Raw genomic sequence first — 18,718 nt, forward strand, 5'->3', positions numbered from 1 at the left:
TTCCATATTGTCCCACCCCTTAGTTACAAATCGTCATCATCCATGTTGTCGAATAATCCTTCTTCGAAAAGCTTGGCTATGAAGGCGTTAAACCGGGCCGTTTTACGGTAGCCGCCGCTTGTTTGCTGAATCATACGCATGTTTGCCAGCAGGGCTATAATGGCCTTACCTTCTTCCTTTTCTATCGCTAGCATGGCTTCGACGTCATTTTGACGAAGGTATTGCTGCTGGGCGAATAGCTTAACGAATTTGTAGTAGGCTAGGTCGCCTTTAAGCGTCGATAGTTCACGCAGCTTTTGCGTAATCTTTCCGTACTTTTCGTCGTCCAGCTCTTCTTCCCTTATAGCTAGCTTCGCGTAGTAGTTAAGGCCGCAGCCTGGCGCATTATACAAACTTTTAAGGTACTCCCGGATAAAGTCTACATGGCCCGGCCATACGACAATTCTTTCACCCGACTCGTCTACGCTATGCGTGAGTGCAGCCAAGGCTACAGATAAGCGGGCAATCTTATTTCGTTGGTCGGAAGGCGACACAAGGGGTACGTCGCTAGCATTACCATAAATCTTCGACAATTCGGTAGCGACCTCTAATATTCTGTCTATCGTGTCGGCATTGAATATTACGTGTTCGGGCTTCCTTGACCAAGCGAAGAGGATAGAATTTTTAAGAGTTTCAGAATTTACGAAACTCGGATATGTTGGCAACTGCCGGGTGTATTCTTCTGCGCTTACGTCGTTCATTCGCATAAATACAGCGAAGTCAAAACGGCGTATATCCTCATTATTGAAAATGTCCCTCAACACTTCGACACCCTGGCCGTAGCTTGCCAGCCTGCGGCCCTTCGGTGGATTCCCGGAAAGAATAGCGCGTACGCGGCAAGGAGTTTCTGCGGTAACTGCCTTTTTAACTTCCAGCCTTCCATCGCTGCGAGCTAGGGTCATTTCGCCGTAGTTCTCCTTTTCAATACCTGTATCCTCGTCTATCCAAATTAGTTCTTTGTCCGAAAGCGGCCATACGCCCCATACGATATACCAGGCCCCAGCACTGCCGCTTTGCTCCATTTTGTAAGTAAGTCCTGTACGACTGGTACTTTCCGCATTTACGCGATTCCCCAGCCCTGTAAACTTCCGTATTCCTTCGATTAGCTCACTTTTTCCTGTACCGGTGTCACCGACTATTTTTAATTCCAGCCAGCCCCTTATCGGTAAGCTTGTCCAGGGTACATTAAAGCGCAGCACGGAATGGTAAGTAAGTAAGACGGCCAGCAATGTTTCGTCACGCTCTACGATTTTCGTAACGTTGTAGGTAAGGTCGGCACATATGGCCGCCAGCTTTGCTTCAATTGCCGCAGCTGTGTAGCTTGCTGGGCGCAGAGCTTCAAGGCTTTCCTTAACACCGTCGTTTAACATGAAACTATCTACAACATCCTGCAAAGGTCTTGCTTCCTTAACCAGTATCGTAGCTTCCTGGTTCTTCGGATGCGGGAAGACATGGCCTGTAATCTCGTAATATTTATTTTCGGTTACGTCCGACTTACCAATAGCGTAAGCCTTCCGCATTACGTAGCGCCCCTTACCTTCTTCGGCATCTGTGCTGTTAGATTCGGCCATAGGAATTACCAGTAATTCTTCAACATTCGTCGTTTCAGAAATCTCTGTGTTGTACTTATTGCAGGCTGGAATTCCCGATATAGTACGTAGGATGCCTGTTATGTTGTCCTTCCCTGTTGCCGTCATTTCCAGCAGTTCCGGGTCACCTATGCCTAAGTCTTTGAAAAGGGTATGGCTGGGAATATCGTATAGCGGGCAGTGCGTCTTTTTGCAATCCTTACGGCCCCAGCAATAATATTCGATTTTCGAAGGTACGATATAAGGCGTATGCTTCTTTCCGGCCACCATTACCTGGGTCTTAACCAGCTTGCCGTGAAGTTCTGCGTCACCCGTATGCGCCAGGTGAAGGCTTACCGATTTGCTATCATCGTTCGTCGATTTCTTTAGACAATCACATAATGCCCCAGCGCAAGCTACACGGTCGTAGTCCTGGCTTCCTGGTATCTTTTCGCCATGCAGCGCCCTAATAAAGGCACAACCAAACTTATAGCCGTTTTCCTTATCGTAGACAGCTTCTACGACGCTGCGCGTATTTGCTACTCGCTGTTCGGCGTCGTATTTACTACCTGCACTGGTATGCTTACGTACCCATTCTTCCAGCAGTTTAAGGGCTTCTTCTTTCGGGTGGCCTGCTTCTTTGTAGTAAGCAGCCAGCTGTACGGTCGCCTGGTTTCGGTCGCCATCCTTCTTCCAACCACCAGTTAAAATATCGGTAACACATACCGGGGGTTTGTTCTTACGGAAGTTAAATTCTTCGGCGAATTTTTTGACGGAAGTAGCAGCTGCTTCGCGCCATTCCTTTTCTTTATCCTCATAAAATAGAACTGCCTTCGGACGCATATCCCGCGCTGCTTTACGCTGCGCCGGGTCTAAAACAGGATAAAGGCGAGGGCCGTTAGCCATGCCCTTAATTTCGTCCAGGGTCTTTGATCGAAGTTCGTCTATGCTTAATTCAATTTTGAAAAGCTTTGTACCGCTATGAATACTGTTAGGTAGTCTCAGCATTCGCGAAGACGTATAAACTACCAGGTCTAGAGCACGAAGGCCTAACCTATGTACCAGGTAGCCCGCAATATGTTTATAAACTTTATGCAATTCGGTACCCGGTCTTATATCCAGGGCCTGGAAGTCTATTAAAATATGAAAACCTTTACTGCCGGAGAAATATAAATGAATGTCTGTTTCTTGTATTTCAAGTTCATTCATAAAAAATTCGATAAGCTTTACTGCGTCTGCCTGGCTTACTGCGGGGTCGCTCTTATAATCCAAGTCAAAATACAAAGGGGCGATAAAGCTTTCGCCCCGCGCCCCCCTGCTTTTGCTGGTATAGCGCTGTACGGTACAAAAACAGTTGAAGTTATTGGCTTCTTCCTGCTGGTACTTTCTGACGCCTTCCGGGTATTCTACCCGCGTCCAGGGTACAGGCTGCCCGCTATCATTTGTATGCCAGGCGTCTACGAATTTATAGTCTGTTATCTGCGGTTCTCTTGCCATGTAGACGCCTACCTTCTAGTTAATTTTATGCTTGTGCTTTTTCATCTTCGGCTACAGTTACGTCTTTCGCGTCAAATTCTACAGCTTCCGGGTCGATACCATAGTCTGCTGGGTTAAACAATCCTAGGCAAGTGAAGTCGATACCTAACCAGGAAGTTTTATCTTTCGTGCGTTCGGCTGTCGTAAAACGCGTTACTACGTGCTTCGCGCTGCTGTTAGCGGGTACGCCGATAGCCTTAAATTTACCGTCAAAGATTGACATACCATATTGGCCCCAACCGAAAGTATCGCCAGGTGCGAAGTTCATAAGGTAAATTTTCGGGCTATCTTCGGGAGTCAAGAATTGAACAGGAACAATGTATGCCAAGTAGCGCAGCTGTAAGTCGCTTTGCTCGTAACGATCAAGTACCGTAGGGTCAGTCTGTGCTGTAGTTTGCAGCCAGTTATCAAGCGTAGCGCGGGCTGTAGCTTCCGCTTTCGCTACCATGCGTTTCCCAATTTGAACTTTTGTTAAACCTAAGGCTTCTTCGGGCAGCAGTTCTTCTTTCGCAGGCAGGGATACGATCAACTGACCCTCTTCAGCTGTTTCCTCACCGCCCCATAGTACCCAGCGTGTTTCACCTTGTGCTACTACTACGTCTATCGTTTCGCCATAGCTTACTGCATCATCGCGAGATTCTACGAAATTACCTTTCTTATTGATTTTCAAGTATTGGCCCATTCTAACGTAATCGAAATCTAGACCCTCATTCACTTCTAAGAACTGCGCTTGTTTCGCCTGGATTACTTCGGCGATATAGTTAGCCCCTACGTTTGCCAGCGCTAGAGCGCCCTTTGGTTGTGCTACTACTGCTTTTTCGTTTGCTGTTGTCATTGTGTAATTCCTCTTTTCGATTAGTTTTTTATGGTTAGGCTGCCGCCGAATACCTGTTATTTGCAGATAACACTATGAGTAAAAAAATTTACCTTTCTTGGGTGTTACGGGCTGCCTGCCGTAACATTACCCCCACATAGATTTCATGGGGTACTTTTCCAGGATGCTACGCAGCTGCGCCGGGTCTTCCTTCATAAGCTTTCCGTATGCCGCCGCCCATGTGCGAAAGTCCGGGCCGTAATAATTATAGAAGGTATCCCATAATTCCCGGTCGGTTTCGTGAACCAGTCGAAACATTTCCAGCGCTACCTGGTACGTATCTAGCTGTGCTCCTGGCGTCCATATCCTTTGTGGGAAAAGGGCTTCTGCCAGCGTGGCGAAGTTGAATTCGATAATAAAATGCAGCTTCACGGACATTGGGGCAACTGCGCGGGCTGCTTGCAGGCGCATTTTTTCGGTAGGTTCTTGCGTCGCCGGGTCAATGCCGTTCGCAAAGTCCAGGTATGCCGCCAGGTGGGCGTTCCCTACCTTTTCAATATCCGCATATAACGGGCTTTCGTATGGGATTTCCGGGGGTAAAACGAATTCCGTAGCCCGGTTCGCCCGCAGCCCGCCGCAGGCCCTCATATTCGCCGTCGTGTACGTTACCAGGTGATCGTAGACGACTTTACTAGCCTTGATTTCGAAGCGCGCGCTTTCTCCCCGGAAGATATTAAGGGCATCGCGTTTCTTTACCAAAGTTAGGGGCCGTCGTACGTTGCTGGTATCGGGCTTACCCAGGTAAACCGCTGCCGCATGGGCCAGGTGTTTACGGTCGGGGTCGCTGTATCGCAGCAGATTTACTTCGAAACTCATTTACGACCCCGCCTTTCTTCCCTACGCTGTTGCCTGTTCTTCGGCGGCGGTGGTGAGGCATACCGGGTTGAATACAGCGGCTTAGGAGCCTGTGCGCCTTGTTGCTGCTGTTCGTCCGCTGCTGCTACTTCATAGGCCTTAACGGCTTCTTGCTGCGCTGTGATAGCCTGTTGGCGCTGTTGTTCGATAACTTCCGGCGTCAGCGGTAGTGCACCCTTCGGTTTGTCGTAGCCTACCTGTGCGCCAATCGGCTGCCCCACTTCGTCAATGTGTACGGCTAGCCATACGCGGCGCGTAAATAGAAGCTTCAAGGCTTTGAAAAACGGTACTTTCTGCGGGTAAAAATTAATCATTTGGATAATTCCTCCTTTTATAGTGGAAGGTCGAAGCCCGGCATATTTACTAAGAAGTCCTTAATGTTGTCCTTCTGTGTGCGCGGTTTCTTCGCCAAGGTGATTCCCAGCCTGGCATAAACCTTTCGCCTGCTTAGATATTGGTCGTAGAAAGTGCCGTCGCTGCCATCAACGTAGTCATACCAAGTCGCTACCTTGTCCGGGTTATTCGGATCGGGCCGCATTATTCTCCCTATCGCTTGTTCGACGCCTGAACCGTTCGCGCTGTTTCTACCGTCACCACGTTGCGGAGTTGCTAGGTGACCGTCGTACAGATTCGGAATATCAAGCCCTTCTTTCACCAGCTGCGACGTGGCGAAAAGTATGTCCAGTTGGCGACCCCTAGCCTGTTCCATTGTTGCTTTGCGCTGCTTTGGCGTTACTTGCCAAGCTTCAAATTCTTCGTCGGTGTATTGTTCGAATTTTGCTTCCCATCGCTTTAGCCTCATGCTAAATCGTACTTCTTGATCGGCGTACCGCTTAATATCGCTTTTACGAATTCTACGCCAGGTGTACTTCGTAAGCCCGCTATGCATAACGGCCATACGTGGCACAAACCCCAACCTGGCCCTAGCAAATGTTTCTACCAGGTCACGCAGTACATACAAGTAACGTACACTATCAGCTAATACAATTACCGCCCCGCCTTTAGGTGCTACTTTGAAGATACTTTCTAGGATATTTTCGGCTACTAGCTTTGCGCGTACAGGGTCTTGGGTAAGGTCTTTTAGCAATCCAATGTAGTCCATATCTTCACCGCCAGCATCTACGCTATTTTCTACGGTTTCACTGTCTCCCGTGATCGCTATTTCTTTACCGTATTCGGTATAGACGAATTTTACTTCGGGCAGGATAAGCGCCCCTGCTTCATACATGCCGTCACGCTTTACTGCGTGGGCTGTAGGCCCTAACCCCGCATACATGAAGCTTTCTAGCCCATCCTTACGCTGCGGCGTTGCAGTAAGCCCAAGTAGATGCTTTGCAGGGAACTTTCCTGCTACTTCTATAAATTGCTGCGCTGGGAAGTGGTGAGCTTCGTCTACGACGACTACGCCTACCATGTTTGCTAGGGTTGCTACCAGCGTAGGGTTTGCCCCTAAGGTTTGTACCGTAGCTACGAAAAGCTTTCCGCTGCCCCAGGTTACTTTTCCTTCGCCAATTATCCCTACTTCGCCCACACCGCCCAGAAATGCCTTTGCTGCCTTTGCGCTTTGGTCTAGTAAGTCCAGGGTATGAGTTAGCCATAAGGTCGGTAGACCCCAACTACGCACAATCCGAAACCCCATTAATGTCTTACCACTTCCTGCGGGGCTTTCCAGGACTCCACCATCTTTTGTAAGTACATCAAGTACGGCAGGCTGTTGATAATCCCGAAGTTCGGGGCCAATCCATTCCCCGAAGTCTACACTGGCTGGTTCGGCAAAGCTATACCGTATGACTTCTTCCGGGCGTAGACCCTGCTCTTTTAAAAGGTCGCGTAACTTTCCTTCGAAACCCCTAGGGGCTACCAAGTCACCCAGGTCGTTATTAAAGATTTCCAAGCGCTGCTGTATTCCGTAAGTCGGTCGGCCCATTTTTTTGAGTTTTACGAATTCCGGGTTAGGTACGGTTAGCGCCTGCGTAATGGCGGCACGAAGGGGGATACTAGCCCCGCGTATGCGTATGTTATTGCTTATAGTGATTTGCAACATTTTACCAACCCCTTTAAGTCGTACGAATTATCAGCCGTTATCCGTGGAAGCTTCGCACAGGGTATAGCGCCCTGCGAGAATTCTTCCAAGGTAACGTATTGTCGTTCTTTGCTTTGCATGTAACGTAAAGCCCTTACTAAGCGGAAGGCGTATGCGTCATCTCGGCCCTTTTCCGGGTTATTGAAGCTTACGAATACCAGTCCAAAGTTCCGAGCCAGGCAGCGGTCAAATAGCAGCAAACCCTTTACCTGGTCGGGTCGTAGGAAACTTAGTTCAAATCGGTCGGATTCAGTCCGTTTGTGTTCGGCCAGTACGTTTACTTCTTCCAGCAGTACGATTTCGTCGGCTGGGCGGGTTCCCCCGCCGCCGTCCTTGATTCTCATTCGCCAGCAGTTCGGAATATTCGCCCAACTGCTTCTAATTTCTGCTTGGAAGTCTTCGCCCCTCTGCTGTCGCTCCTGCTGTAATTCTCGCGGGTCTTTGGCTTTCGGATTCACGTTATCTCTCCCTGCTGCGGTAAGGCAGGCGCCTCTTTTAACTGCTTGATTAACCTTCCTTTACAGGCGCCGCATAAGGTCAGCGACTTAAATGGGCCCGTTATATCGTTAGTTATGCCTATAGTAAATGCGCCTATCCTATTGCAAGAATTACAGCGGCCACCCCCACGCTTTGTGCTAATCATTTAATTACTACCAGCCAAGAATTGCAGCAGCCGCCCCTGTACAAAAGCCTTACTGCGTACCGAATCGCTTGCCTGTACCGCCTTATCCCAGCCGTCACGGGCTATCGATACCTGCACTTCCAGGGCCGCCAATTCGCCTTCGACTTCTGCCAGGCGCTTACGGCTTGCGCTGCTTACCGTCCTGCGGAAAGCGTCGCGGGCCATATCATTAGAAAAGGGATACGTAACGCTGTTCCATTCGACACTTTTACCGTCCGGCTTAAGGCCGTTCATAATAGCGTCGGATTCCTCCAGCTTGATCTTATTTTCTAGCTGGTAGCGTTCTTTCAGCAGCTCTCCCTTATTGCCGTATGCCTCTTCGCGGGCGTCGCCCTTGTTCAGAATGTCGTCTACGCTGGCGTCCAGCTGGTTTACTGTATCAGCCAGGATTGTAGGGGCGAGTACGCGGTAATGCTCCGCGGGAATAGCTCGGGCAGCTGGCCCTATAGTAGCGGCTACTGCTAACTTAACTTCGTCTTCGCTGTAGGCTGCCAAAACGTCTTTTACTGCTGCAAATGCTCCATTTGGATTCATTTCTTTTTATCTCCCTTCGATTGTAAAGAAGTCTTTACTACTAACATTTCGCCGCCTGCCGGGTATCCATTTTCGTTTATGGCCCATGTTCGCATAATAACGAAGCTTTTGCAGGCCTGGCAGCTTGTCTTACATGTGTCTACATCCAGCCATGCGAAGCTTAATTCGGTAAGTTCGGGTGTCATTGGTTCCATGTGTCCGCAATGGTCACAACCTACCATTTCCTGCTGTGGGGTCATTTTGGCATTTCCAGCAGGGTAAGTTCGGTCAATTCTTTTACTACTGATTCAATATGAATAAATTGGGTATCCCTTTGACTTGCGTATACATCCCAATACATAACGTGTAGTTGTAAGGGGTCTGCACTTATAACAATGGCGTTATACTCTTTTTTCTTAAAACGCTGTTCGTCTTTGATAACTACGTGCAGCGGCACCCCCGACTGCAAGACGCTAATATCGAAAGTAGGTCTATTTATTATCATCCTGGTTATCTCCCTTCTCCCATTCTTGCAGTTTCGATTTTTTCCAGGGCAAGCCGTACGACTTCCGGGGCCAACCCTTCTTTTTCGGCAACTGCTTCAATGATTTGGTTTATGTCCAGTCGTACCTTCTCACCGCTGGCGGTCTGAATTAATGCTGCAAAGTTTTCCATAGCGTACTGGCGCTGCTGGTCTTTCTCGATTCGGCTACGGTCTAAAACGTCCTCGCCGGGCTTCGCACTTTGCAGCGGTATAAGTTCGATACGGCCCTGGCCGCCTTCGATGGTAATAAGGGCCACTTGGATAGTTCGGCTTATTTCGGTTTGGCTTGCTGCCAAGCGTGTAAGGCTGCCGGGATTACAGAAGGTAACACCGTCGCTACGTCGATAGATTCCGTACCCGGTATGGTCATGTCCTGTAAATACCATATGGGCCGTAGTCTTTACTTCTTGAACAAGGGTAAAGCGGTCGAAAGGCGGCGTATGGTCTATTAACATGCCATGCGCGATATGCAAGCGGTAAAAGTCGCCCATAGGCGGTAATTCGTATTCCGGGCTATATCCGTAGCCGTCGCGGTCAATATTCCCGCTATACGGCGTAAAACTTATAGCAACGTCGCCAATTATGACAGGGTGCGAAGGGTCATTGATTACCCGAAGCTGCGGTACAATCCTTTCCAGCAGTCGAAGGCTGGTAGTTCCGAAAGCTGCGACATTATAGCCGGGTATATCGTGATTCCCTGCTGTCGTATAGACCGGGGCCGGGGCTTCCGCGAAGACGTCGGCGGCGTCATTAAGTACGCTATTCGCTACGTCGGGAAGGTCAAAGGTATCACCCGGCTGCAAGAAGGCGTTTACCTGGTGTTCTTTACCCAGCGCCCATATCTCCCGTAGCTTCGCCTTCCAGGATTCGGGGTAACTGTCCGTGCGGTTCCTGGGGTTCGTGCCGCGTATATGTGGGTCTCCGAAGTATAGGAATTTAACGGGCATTCGTAATTTCCCCGGTTTCAGCGTCGATTGAATAATTACGCTCACGGTCAAGTTCAGGTAGTTCTGCGTGTACCCGATCCCATAAGACATCATAGACGGCTTCAAATTTCGCTTCGTCGGATTTGGACTTCGCGTCGATAATAGCCTGTTTCTCTGCCAGCTCTTTTTCGGTAGCTCCCAACACGTAAGAACGTCGGCCATTAAGTACGAGCTGCTTTACGTCCAGCTCAGCTAACGCTTCATCTTTACTGATTGCCATAAATTCTTCGCGCAGTTGCGGACTTACTACACCTACTTTTACTTCTGTAGCTCCAACTGCCTTACCGATTTCGCAAATAATACACATAGTTAAATTTCTCCCTTCGGGGTTTGCCCGGTTATATTGTTTTTACTTCGGATTCTTCCCGGCTGTTCAGTGTTACCCGCAGGCCTTTATCAGCTACGGCTGCCAGCGCTTCGTTATGCGTGATAAGGATAATTTGCCGCCCTAACTGTTCACTGTATTGCTTTAGGAAGTAGGCGACGTTCTGCGAATATTCCGCGCTTACGTGCTTGCCTACTTCGTCCATTAGCAGCGGCCCTTGTATTTCTTCCAGTTCCGCTATGCCTAGGCGAAGGCCCAGGGTTATAACGTCTACATACCCGCCGCCATTATCGTAGTCGGGCGGCTTTAGTTGGGTCTTTACGCCGTTCCTGGTTAACCAGTATTCGGCGACTGGCTGTGCGCCCTTGACGTCCAGCACAATTTCGAAGGCGAAGTCGTTACCTGGAAATACTACCAATAGGAGCTGAGTTACAATGTCCTCTATGCGTCCCTTGGCTTGTTGCCTTGCGTAATCGCTTGTCTTTTGCAAAAGAATTTGTACCAAGTCATACTGGCCTAACTTTTTGACAGCTTCCAGGCCTCGCAGCTGCGCCTGGTCGCGGTCAGTTATGAGCAGATCACGCTGGCCGAATTTAGCGGCCAGCTTTTCGCGCTGGGTCTTAATACTGGCCTTCGCTGCATGCAGTCTATACATTTGGTATTAGGTCTTCGACTTTTGATAATTCGGAATCTACCAGGCTTTCCAGGGCTGCGATTTCGGCCTGGGCCGTTTCCGGGGTTACGTTAAGTTCTGCCATTTTAATAGTTACTTCACCCTGTTGGCGTTCCGCTGCGGACTTTTCCGTTTCAGCGATTGTTTGGGCCTTCTTTGCTTTGTCGATGCGTACTTTTGCTAGCTCAATACGTTGTTTAGAGTCCATTTATATACATCCCTTCGATTCGGTTATTAGTGGGCATGGGCTACGGTCTGTTCACATAGTGGGCAAGTGCCCCCAGTTGCCGCCCACGCTTCTGATAGTTCCTTTTCAGCTGCCGCAAGGTCGTTCGCTGCTCGCGTTTCTGCTGTAACCGCGCTGTCTAACGTCTGCGTTTTAATTTTATAAAGGTTATAAAGTTCACGAAGGTTCGCTAGGCGTACCTGTTTTGTTTCAATACTGCTTACCAGGGTTTCGGCTTCCTCTATCCCTTGAAGACTGTCCATAAGGCCCTGGTATCGACTAACACTAGCTGTCGCGGTATCATAAACGCCCAGCAGCTGCCGCATTTCAGTAATCTTTCCGTATCCTTGCTCTACGCCTTCCAGCGTATTTACGGCTACGTCCAGGTCTTTTGTCCGTGTAATTACTTCTGTCGCTCTCTTTACATCGAAATCATATTTGTTATACTGTTCGATAAGATGACTAAGGTTGGCCCGACGGTTTTCTGCGGTTTCTGCTTCTGATAGCAGCCATTCGCAGGCGTCAAGTCCTGCCAAATCTTTAAGGCGCTGGGTAAGAATTTCTACTGTGGCGGTAGCCTTACCCAGTTGTTCGTATAAGTCCAGTAAGCGGTCATACCGTTGCTGGGCTTTTTCTATTTCTACCAAGTCTTCTTCCAGCGCTGGTAACCCTGCCAACTTGTCCAACTTGCGTACGGCCTGCTGTATTGCAGCTTCGGCCCCTTGCCAAGCTGTTGTAAGTTGTTCCAGGTTTACCTTCTTTGCCAAGGCATTGTCGATTTCATCTGTAAGCCATTCGCAAGCATCTAGTTGACGTTTAATGTCGTCTAGGCCTTCGAAAGCTTTAAGCTGTTCGACTTTTCTTTCATATTCTTTGTCGGCGGTTTGTTTCTCGTTCCTTGCGGCGTATGTATCCTTCGCCGTCGATTTTATAGCGCCGTCTACTGCTTCCGTCCCGGCCAACTTGCCCAACACCTTCGCCCCTGCGCTTCCAGGCTCTGATATAAGGAAAGGCGCTGCCAGTTGAAAAGCGAAGTGCAAGTCAACTTCGTAATCTCCGAAGCTACTAGTTTTGATTCCAAGAGCTTCCTTCACCGCCGCGGGTACCTCAGCCTTTTCGAAAGGTTCGTCGTACAAGGGCTTTACCCAGTATTTCGTTTTTCCTTTCCTGCGGGTCTTTGTTATTGTGACGCCATTATCCAGTTTGACTTCTACCCCAGCTTCTTCTGCCTGGCGCTTAATCGTTATACCATCTGATTCGTAAACCGTATGAAGGAAGTCTTCGCCCGAAGGTTCTCCTTTTGTAAGCCATCGAAGCACCCGAATTGTCCCAGCAGTCTTTCCTGCCCCCGAAGGGCCTGTAAATACATTCAAGCCGCCTGCCAAGTCATACTGCCCGGCTACCCATGACTGGAAGCCCCATGCTCTTACGCTTAGTATTTTTGCCATCAGTGGCCCGCCCCCTGTACCAAGAGCTGCGCTAGGTATGCCCAAGCTGCTTCCCGGCCCCGGAGTAATGGGCTAATTACTAACCTTACTCGCATACCGTTTCGCCCCTTTCAATTCCCGCAGCTACTTCGCTGCTTAACTTGAAGCTATTACCCAGTACCAGTTCGCAAGCCGTAGTAGCATCTTTTCCCCCGGCTGCTACTTCGTAAATAGCCTTCATTTCTTCCACATCTCGCAGCTGCGCATCTTGGAGCCTTTTTATTTTGCCGTCCATTGTTGTCCTCACCTCCCTTCAAGCTAGTGCCTGTTAGCTTGCGTCTGCTATCAGTTTTAAAGTGTCATTCCATAAGTGGGTAATAGGTTTTGTACCTTTTCCCCAAGCTGTTAGCAACTCTAGCGCCCCTGTAGGATTTTTTTCTGCTAGTTCGGCTAACTTAACAGGCAAGTACGACATTTTGTGAACTAATTCGACATTTATCGGGAAACCATCGTTTGCTTTCTTCATGTTTGTTATTCCGCCTTTTTAACTATGAATTCTTCAAAAGATAGCCCGTTTTCTTCACAATAGGTATGAAGTTTTCCTAACATTACGGGGCCAGCCTTACTTCCAGCATTTAAAACCTTGTGTAAGTGCGAGTGTTGCACCCCTAGCATCCTCGCTAATACGCGGTATTTACCATCTGCGACCTCTTCCATCAGCTTCCAAAGTCTGTCTATATTGATATTCATTGTAGATAACACCTCCTTCTAGACTGTTAACCACAGATAACACTTTCTGTGTTCCCACATAATACCCTCAATCGTTCTCCACAGTCAACACAAATTTCGACATACGAATAAAATGTTGCCTGTAGAGAACACTTGATATATAATGACAACATCAATTAATTAAAGGAGAGTTAAAAAATAATATGTTTAACAAATCCAGGTTTTCCGAATTGCTTAAAATAGCACAAGGTAATAGATCCCTTAATCAATTTGCTCGGCAGGCAGATGTTTCTAATTCTTATATATCGAATCTTATAAATTGTAAAAATGATAATGCCCCGGAAGCCAAGACCATAAAAAAGATAGCTGACGCTGCGCACAACGAGGTGTCTTACGCGGATTTACTAGATGCTGTAGGACTGCTTACCCCCGATTTAAAAGCTAAAATAGACAGGCTTACGACTTTAAAGGGGCTGGCTAATGATTACGAACAAGCTGAAAAGGATTTAAGCCAGGCAAACCATAAGCTAGCAAAGGCCAATCATTTAGTTAAAGAAGCAGAAGCAGAGTATAAAAACTTAAAAGACTTAGAAAAAATGGGTGCAAAAACAATCGGTCATTTTATCCGTGTACCCTTACTGGGGAGTATCGCAGCAGGGCTGCCATTGTTCGCGGAAGAAAATATTATCGAATGGGAATACGTTGCTAATACCTTTGGAGCAACTGAGGGTGAAGTTTTCTCTTTAGTTGTTAAAGGGGATAGTATGACAGGCTCCCGTATCTATGAAGGCGATAAAGTTCTCGTAAGAATACAGCCCGAAGTAGCTGACGGAGAAATTGCGGTTATAAATGTTGATGGTGAAAATGCCACACTCAAAAGGGTTAAACACATTGAAGGAAAAGTTTTACTAATTGCTGATAACCCAAAATACACTCCTATTTTGGTTGAAAGTGAAAACGCTAGGGTCTGCGGTAAAGTTATTCAAGTCTTGTTTGACCCTAACAAAAGATATTAGGGGGGCTGACATATGCAGTCTGTGATAGAGATTCAGCAGATAGCCGATTATTTCAGTCAGCATAGAGCCGTTTATTATTTCAAGGATATTCCTCCAGGAAAAGATTTAAGGGTATTTATTTACATTCGAGTTTCGACAAAAATGCAGGAACACCGATTCTCTTTGAAAGGCCAAATTCAAGAACTAATCGCCTACGCAAAATCAATGGGCTGGGGAATTGTAGGAGTATACAGGGACGTAGATTCTGGGGGGAAATTGGACAAGGCGGGCCTTACGCAGTTGCTGGATGACGTAGACGAAGATAAGGGTGACATTGTTTTATGTATAGACCAGGATAGGGTCTCACGTTTGGATACCGTAAGCTGGGAATACCTAAAAAGCCAGCTGCGCGAAAACTGTGTAAAAATAGCCGAACCAGGAAAAATAACCGACTTAGCCGATGAAGATGACGAATTCTTTGCCGACCTGAAAAATTTATTTGCCCGAAGGGAAAAGAAAAAGATAGTTAAACGTATGATGCGTGGTAAACGACAACGTACGCGTGAAGGTAAAGGCTGGGGAAAACCTCTATGGGAATACCTCTACGACAAAAAAGATGGTTCATACTCCTTAGACGAAAAATGGTCTTGGATTATCCCCTTAATAGACGACCTGTATTGTGTAGAGGGGTTAAGTGATTCGGATATTGCAATACGCCTTTCCGCTATTACAAAAACGCCTAGCGGTAAAGAATGGAATGCTGAACATATAAGTCGACGCCTAAAATCTAAAGCTTATCATGGAGTTTTAGAAAAGCATTTTGCAAGTGGTGAAACGATAACTACAGAAGACATATATCCGAAATTACGAAGCGAAGAAACCTGGCACAAAATCCAGGCATTACGCAAAGAGAAATATCGTCGCCGGGCACCCGTATTTCCACATATACTGCGAAACATTGAAACGACTTGCGGAAACTGTGGTAGAGTACTTTCCCTAAAACAAAGCGGTGATTCTGCTTATTCAATTCATTATTATTTCCAGCACGGGCGCGAGTACAGGCCAACGTACTCTCCTGATTGTGGCATGTCCATTAATTCGATTCGAATTGAATTTAATTTCATCGCAGCCCTAAAAGATATATTGAGCAGCGAAGACACAGCCAAACGCTACATTCAGTTTGAGCATGGGCAAGCGGATATTGACCAACTTACTAGTGATATCAATTCAACTACCAAGTTATTGCAAGCCACCCAACAAAAAATAGATATGTTGCTCGATTTATATCTAGACGGAGGGTATTCAAAGGATGTTCTTAATGCCAAAAAAGAAGTCTTAGAAAATGAACGTAGTATACATCAAAGTAAAAAGCGGCAATTAGAAGCAAAAAAGGAAGCCCTTTCTGCTAACCAGTTCAACTATTCAACCGTCTACCAGTACCTAGCCGTAGCTGAGAGATTCAATGTTTTGTTAACAGCACAGGAGCAAATGGAAATGGTAGGTACGCTGTTCGCCAGTGGTGTGCTATACGAGGATCGGTTTGTGCTACAGGGAAATATGGCGGGTATCCCTGTCGAGGTTATAATTCCAGTAGCAGATGACCCCTTTGCCTACAGGAACCAGCCGGGCAAGAGAAAGCCCAAACGAGTGACAAAAGCCAGTCTAGGCATGGAAATATTAAAGAAAGATAAGAAAGAGCATATAGAATAATCTCTATACGCTCTTCGTGGGTCTGTACTAGGGTTTATTTTTTTGAAAATAGTTGCTTTGGCATTTAGAGTTACTTCACCATACTGCCTAATTAGCTCGCCAGCTTCCTTTTCCTTATCAACATGAAGCACTTTTAGCTCGACAGCTACGTTTGCATCTGTGTAATAATCCACATCAACCTCACGCACGTAAGCTTTCTTTTCGGGATAGTCCAATTTCTCAACTTGGTACTGCACCCCTTCATGTATATAAATAGCCTCTTCATGTATAAGTGTTGGTGCGCTGAATCGATCAACCTCACCAAGCACACGATTATCGTTAGTCATATCAATAATGACGAAATTTTCTTGAGCTGCTGATCGTAAAGAGATGTTATGCGCCGGGAAAGATTGCTCCATCCAAAACCATCTGCCGCCTGCTTTGTGCAGCACCTTCTCATCGACCAGAAATTCCATCATATCTTCGAGTGACTCGGAACCAAATGTGTCCCCTTGTCGAAACGGCAACTCGTACGCAGCACACTTAACATGATCAATAAGTACAAGTAAATTGTCAGGGTGAATGAGTGCTCGCTCAGGCGGGCGTTCGAAGAAAAAGTCAGGATTTTGAATCATATATTGATCGAGCGGGTTACTGCTTGCCACCATAAAGGTGACAGAGCTTTCTTGTCGTCTGCCAGCTCGTCCCGATTGTTGCCATGTACTCGCAATTGTGCCGGGATATCCATTTAGCACGCAAGCTTGAAGCTGTCCGATGTCTATGCCTAGCTCCAATGCATTCGTACTAACTACACCTCGTATTTCACCGCTACGCAATCCTTTTTCTATCTCGCGCCTAAGTTTAGGCAAATAGCCACCGCGATAACCACGGATCGTCTTAGCATCCAGCTTATTGCGGGTAAGCTCCTGCAAGTAGGTTAACAATAGCTCAACTCTTACTCTACTGCGTGCAAACACTATCGTTTGAACACCTTGCTTCAGCAACAACCCAGCTAGCTTCTGTGTTTCAAGAACGCTGCTGCGACGTATACCCAATTGTTTGTTTACAACTGGCGGGTTGTAAAAGACAATATGCTTCTCTCCCATCGGAGCACCGTTATTGTCTATTAAAGCTACTTTCTCACCAATCAGTTTCTCGGCATGTTCACGAGGATTATCAATCGTAGCAGATGCACAAATAAATTGTGGTGTTGAGCCATAGAAACTGCAAATCCGTTTCAATCGTCGGATTACGTTTGCTACATGACTACCAAATACACCTCGATACGCATGGACTTCATCGATCACAATATATTTAATATTTTCAAATAGTTTTACCCACTTTGTGTGATGCGGAAGAATAGCGGAGTGCAGCATATCCGGATTCGTTACTACAATATGTCCCGCATTTCTAATTGCCGTTCTGACGGTAGGTGGAGTATCGCCATCATATGTATGTGTCTTTATACCAGAATCCATCAAATCAGCAAGAGTTTGAAGCTCAGCAACTTGATCCTGTGACAATGCTTTTGTTGGAAATAGATACAGCGCTCTTCCTTCTTCATTTTCAAGCAAACTTTGTATGACTGGTAAGTTATAACACAACGTCTTTCCCGATGCTGTAGGTGTAACTGCTACTACATGATTGCCTTTCCTAGCAGCTTCATATGCTTCTGCTTGATGCACGTACAATTCATTAATTCCTCGCGATCGCAAAGCTTCACGCCATGCAGGATGTAGATCATCCGGTAGAGGAGCATTTCGGGCCTCGCGTGGTGGGAGTTTCCGCCAATGGGTCACGTTAGCCATTACCTGTTCATTCGTTTTTATATGGTCCAGCCATTCCCCTAAATTTTTAGCTCTGCCCGTCCACCGATTCATATGCGCCACTCCTCTTCCTTGCCTATCTTTATACATGAATGAGATTTTAGATCTCAACTATTTACTTTATCGCTTTTATATTACAGAATACATGTTCGCTCTGCAATGTCATTTTCAGGAGTTATCGACATTTGATTCGGTCGTGGCTCTACGTTTCACTTCAATCATACCTAAATCAAGCGCTGCAATCGTATTGGGAAATACTTTTTTAGCTTCCTCCTCAAGCAGTTCTAACTGCTCATTGCTATATCTTCCGCTAAAATGTGTCATAACAAGCATGTGTGCCCCTGCCTTACTTGCAGCATCAGCTGCTTCCACCGTCGTACTATGGCCATACTCATGTGCTTTCTCCTCGTTGCCAGCAGAAAATGTTGCCTCATGAACGAGCACGTCGGCACTCTGAGCTAATAGGATGGCTGATTCACATGGCGTTGTATCACCTAAAATGGTAACTACCCTGCCCTGAAGCACACCATCTGTCACATCCTCAGGTTGAATAATTGCTCCGCACTGCAACGTTACTGGTTCCCCTCCCTTTAACTTACCATATAGAGGACCAGCTTCTATACCTAGCTCACGTAGTTTGTCAACTCGAAGTTTGCCCGGAGAGTCTTGTTCTGTTACACGATAGCCGAAACAAGGAATTCTGTGCTCTAATGACCTTGCTTCAACTACTAATTTGTCACTTTCATAAATAGTTGCTGCCGACTCATCTATCTCTTTATAGATCAATTCATAATCTAGTGTTGTACCCGTCAGATCAAAGATAGTTTCGATATACATTTTAATCCCATGAGGTCCGTATATTGTTACTGGAGTAACTCCTCCATCGAAGGAACGACTGCTTAGTAGTCCGGGGAGTCCGTAAAGATGATCGCCATGAAGATGCGTAATAAAAATGAGTTCCAGCTTGTTGAGTTTTAGTGGTGTTTTCATAATTTGATGTTGTGTAGCTTCTCCTGCGTCAAACAGCCACCATCCATTTAACGGTTCTGGCAATTGAAGAGCCATTGCTGTTACATTACGATGTTTATTTGGTCTGCCTGCTCCTGTACCCAAAAACCATAGTTTCATCTTCTTTCCGCCTCTCTTCC

General features: G+C 46.9%; 21 protein-coding genes. 2 read left to right on the forward strand and 19 right to left on the reverse strand.

The window, feature by feature from the left end; all coding sequences use genetic code 11:
- Positions 1 to 23: 23 nt before the first annotated feature.
- From MFF31_RS18720 to MFF31_RS18800, 17 genes are all read right to left on the reverse strand, one after another.
- The gene (locus MFF31_RS18720; protein WP_238189940.1) at positions 24 to 3,104 is read right to left on the reverse strand and encodes a DNA primase small subunit domain-containing protein; all 3,081 of its coding nucleotides are present in this window, start codon (positions 3,102 to 3,104) and stop codon (positions 24 to 26) included.
- A 25-nt stretch (positions 3,105 to 3,129) separates the two neighbouring features.
- A complete protein-coding gene (locus MFF31_RS18725) occupies positions 3,130 to 3,978 on the reverse strand; it encodes a hypothetical protein (protein ID WP_238189941.1) in 849 nt (282 codons plus the stop codon).
- A 126-nt stretch (positions 3,979 to 4,104) separates the two neighbouring features.
- Positions 4,105 to 4,833 carry an FAD-dependent thymidylate synthase gene (locus MFF31_RS18730; protein ID WP_238189942.1) on the reverse strand — a complete coding sequence of 243 codons (729 nt, stop codon included), beginning with the start codon at positions 4,831 to 4,833 and terminating at the stop codon, positions 4,105 to 4,107.
- A complete protein-coding gene (locus MFF31_RS18735; protein WP_238189943.1) occupies positions 4,830 to 5,186 on the reverse strand; it encodes a hypothetical protein in 357 nt (118 codons plus the stop codon). Before MFF31_RS18735 ends, MFF31_RS18730 begins: the two co-directional genes overlap by 4 nt.
- 17 nt (positions 5,187 to 5,203) lie before the next feature.
- Positions 5,204 to 6,736 carry a DEAD/DEAH box helicase gene (locus MFF31_RS18740; protein ID WP_309296689.1) on the reverse strand — a complete coding sequence of 511 codons (1,533 nt, stop codon included), beginning with the start codon at positions 6,734 to 6,736 and terminating at the stop codon, positions 5,204 to 5,206.
- A gap of 161 nt (positions 6,737 to 6,897) precedes the next feature.
- On the reverse strand, positions 6,898 to 7,413 hold the full coding sequence (locus tag MFF31_RS18745; RefSeq protein WP_238189945.1) for a hypothetical protein: 516 nt from the start codon (positions 7,411 to 7,413) through the stop codon (positions 6,898 to 6,900).
- Between the two features lie 185 nt (positions 7,414 to 7,598).
- Positions 7,599 to 8,171 (reverse strand): hypothetical protein, encoded by a 573-nt coding sequence (locus tag MFF31_RS18750; protein WP_238189946.1) that lies wholly within the window; start codon positions 8,169 to 8,171, stop codon positions 7,599 to 7,601.
- On the reverse strand, positions 8,168 to 8,410 hold the full coding sequence (locus MFF31_RS18755; RefSeq protein WP_248565533.1) for a hypothetical protein: 243 nt from the start codon (positions 8,408 to 8,410) through the stop codon (positions 8,168 to 8,170). Before MFF31_RS18755 ends, MFF31_RS18750 begins: the two co-directional genes overlap by 4 nt.
- Positions 8,407 to 8,655: a hypothetical protein gene (locus MFF31_RS18760; RefSeq protein ID WP_238189947.1), complete on the reverse strand. Its 249-nt coding sequence runs from the start codon at positions 8,653 to 8,655 to the stop codon at positions 8,407 to 8,409. The genes MFF31_RS18755 and MFF31_RS18760 overlap by 4 nt, the downstream gene beginning before the upstream one ends.
- Before the next feature lie 5 nt (positions 8,656 to 8,660).
- On the reverse strand, positions 8,661 to 9,641 hold the full coding sequence (locus MFF31_RS18765; RefSeq protein ID WP_238189948.1) for a metallophosphoesterase: 981 nt from the start codon (positions 9,639 to 9,641) through the stop codon (positions 8,661 to 8,663).
- Positions 9,631 to 9,987, reverse strand: a complete 357-nt coding sequence (locus MFF31_RS18770; RefSeq protein ID WP_238189949.1) for a hypothetical protein — start codon at positions 9,985 to 9,987, stop codon at positions 9,631 to 9,633. The genes MFF31_RS18765 and MFF31_RS18770 overlap by 11 nt, the downstream gene beginning before the upstream one ends.
- Positions 9,988 to 10,018: 31 nt before the next feature.
- Positions 10,019 to 10,660 carry a P-loop NTPase family protein gene (locus tag MFF31_RS18775; protein ID WP_238189950.1) on the reverse strand — a complete coding sequence of 214 codons (642 nt, stop codon included), beginning with the start codon at positions 10,658 to 10,660 and terminating at the stop codon, positions 10,019 to 10,021.
- The gene (locus tag MFF31_RS18780; protein ID WP_238189951.1) at positions 10,653 to 10,886 is read right to left on the reverse strand and encodes a hypothetical protein; all 234 of its coding nucleotides are present in this window, start codon (positions 10,884 to 10,886) and stop codon (positions 10,653 to 10,655) included. The genes MFF31_RS18775 and MFF31_RS18780 overlap by 8 nt, the downstream gene beginning before the upstream one ends.
- A 26-nt stretch (positions 10,887 to 10,912) precedes the next feature.
- The gene (locus MFF31_RS18785; RefSeq protein WP_238189953.1) at positions 10,913 to 12,397 is read right to left on the reverse strand and encodes an AAA family ATPase; all 1,485 of its coding nucleotides are present in this window, start codon (positions 12,395 to 12,397) and stop codon (positions 10,913 to 10,915) included.
- Positions 12,398 to 12,437: 40 nt separating this feature from the next.
- Positions 12,438 to 12,626 (reverse strand): hypothetical protein, encoded by a 189-nt coding sequence (locus MFF31_RS18790; protein WP_238189955.1) that lies wholly within the window; start codon positions 12,624 to 12,626, stop codon positions 12,438 to 12,440.
- Between the two features lie 33 nt (positions 12,627 to 12,659).
- The gene (locus MFF31_RS18795; protein ID WP_238189957.1) at positions 12,660 to 12,857 is read right to left on the reverse strand and encodes a hypothetical protein; all 198 of its coding nucleotides are present in this window, start codon (positions 12,855 to 12,857) and stop codon (positions 12,660 to 12,662) included.
- 5 nt (positions 12,858 to 12,862) lie between these two features.
- Positions 12,863 to 13,081: a hypothetical protein gene (locus MFF31_RS18800; protein WP_238189958.1), complete on the reverse strand. Its 219-nt coding sequence runs from the start codon at positions 13,079 to 13,081 to the stop codon at positions 12,863 to 12,865.
- 182 nt (positions 13,082 to 13,263) lie between these two features.
- Here MFF31_RS18800 and MFF31_RS18805 point away from each other — a divergent pair, with 182 nt between their 5' ends.
- Both MFF31_RS18805 and MFF31_RS18810 read left to right on the forward strand, forming a co-directional pair.
- Entirely contained in the window at positions 13,264 to 14,076 is an 813-nt protein-coding gene (locus MFF31_RS18805) for a S24 family peptidase (protein ID WP_238189960.1), read from the forward strand.
- A 12-nt stretch (positions 14,077 to 14,088) separates the two neighbouring features.
- A complete protein-coding gene (locus MFF31_RS18810; protein ID WP_238189961.1) occupies positions 14,089 to 15,765 on the forward strand; it encodes a recombinase family protein in 1,677 nt (558 codons plus the stop codon).
- Here MFF31_RS18810 and MFF31_RS18815 read toward each other — a convergent pair.
- Both MFF31_RS18815 and rnz read right to left on the reverse strand, forming a co-directional pair.
- Positions 15,666 to 17,624, reverse strand: a complete 1,959-nt coding sequence (locus MFF31_RS18815) for a DEAD/DEAH box helicase (RefSeq protein ID WP_282570529.1) — start codon at positions 17,622 to 17,624, stop codon at positions 15,666 to 15,668. The genes MFF31_RS18810 and MFF31_RS18815 overlap by 100 nt on opposite strands.
- Before the next feature lie 114 nt (positions 17,625 to 17,738).
- Complete coding sequence (gene rnz / locus MFF31_RS18820) at positions 17,739 to 18,698, reverse strand: ribonuclease Z (RefSeq protein ID WP_238192142.1); 960 nt, start codon at positions 18,696 to 18,698, stop codon at positions 17,739 to 17,741.
- Between the last annotated feature and the right edge of the window lie 20 nt (positions 18,699 to 18,718).

This window comes from Paenibacillus sp. L3-i20 (assembly GCF_022180385.2).
Classification (GTDB): domain Bacteria; phylum Bacillota; class Bacilli; order Paenibacillales; family Paenibacillaceae; genus Pristimantibacillus.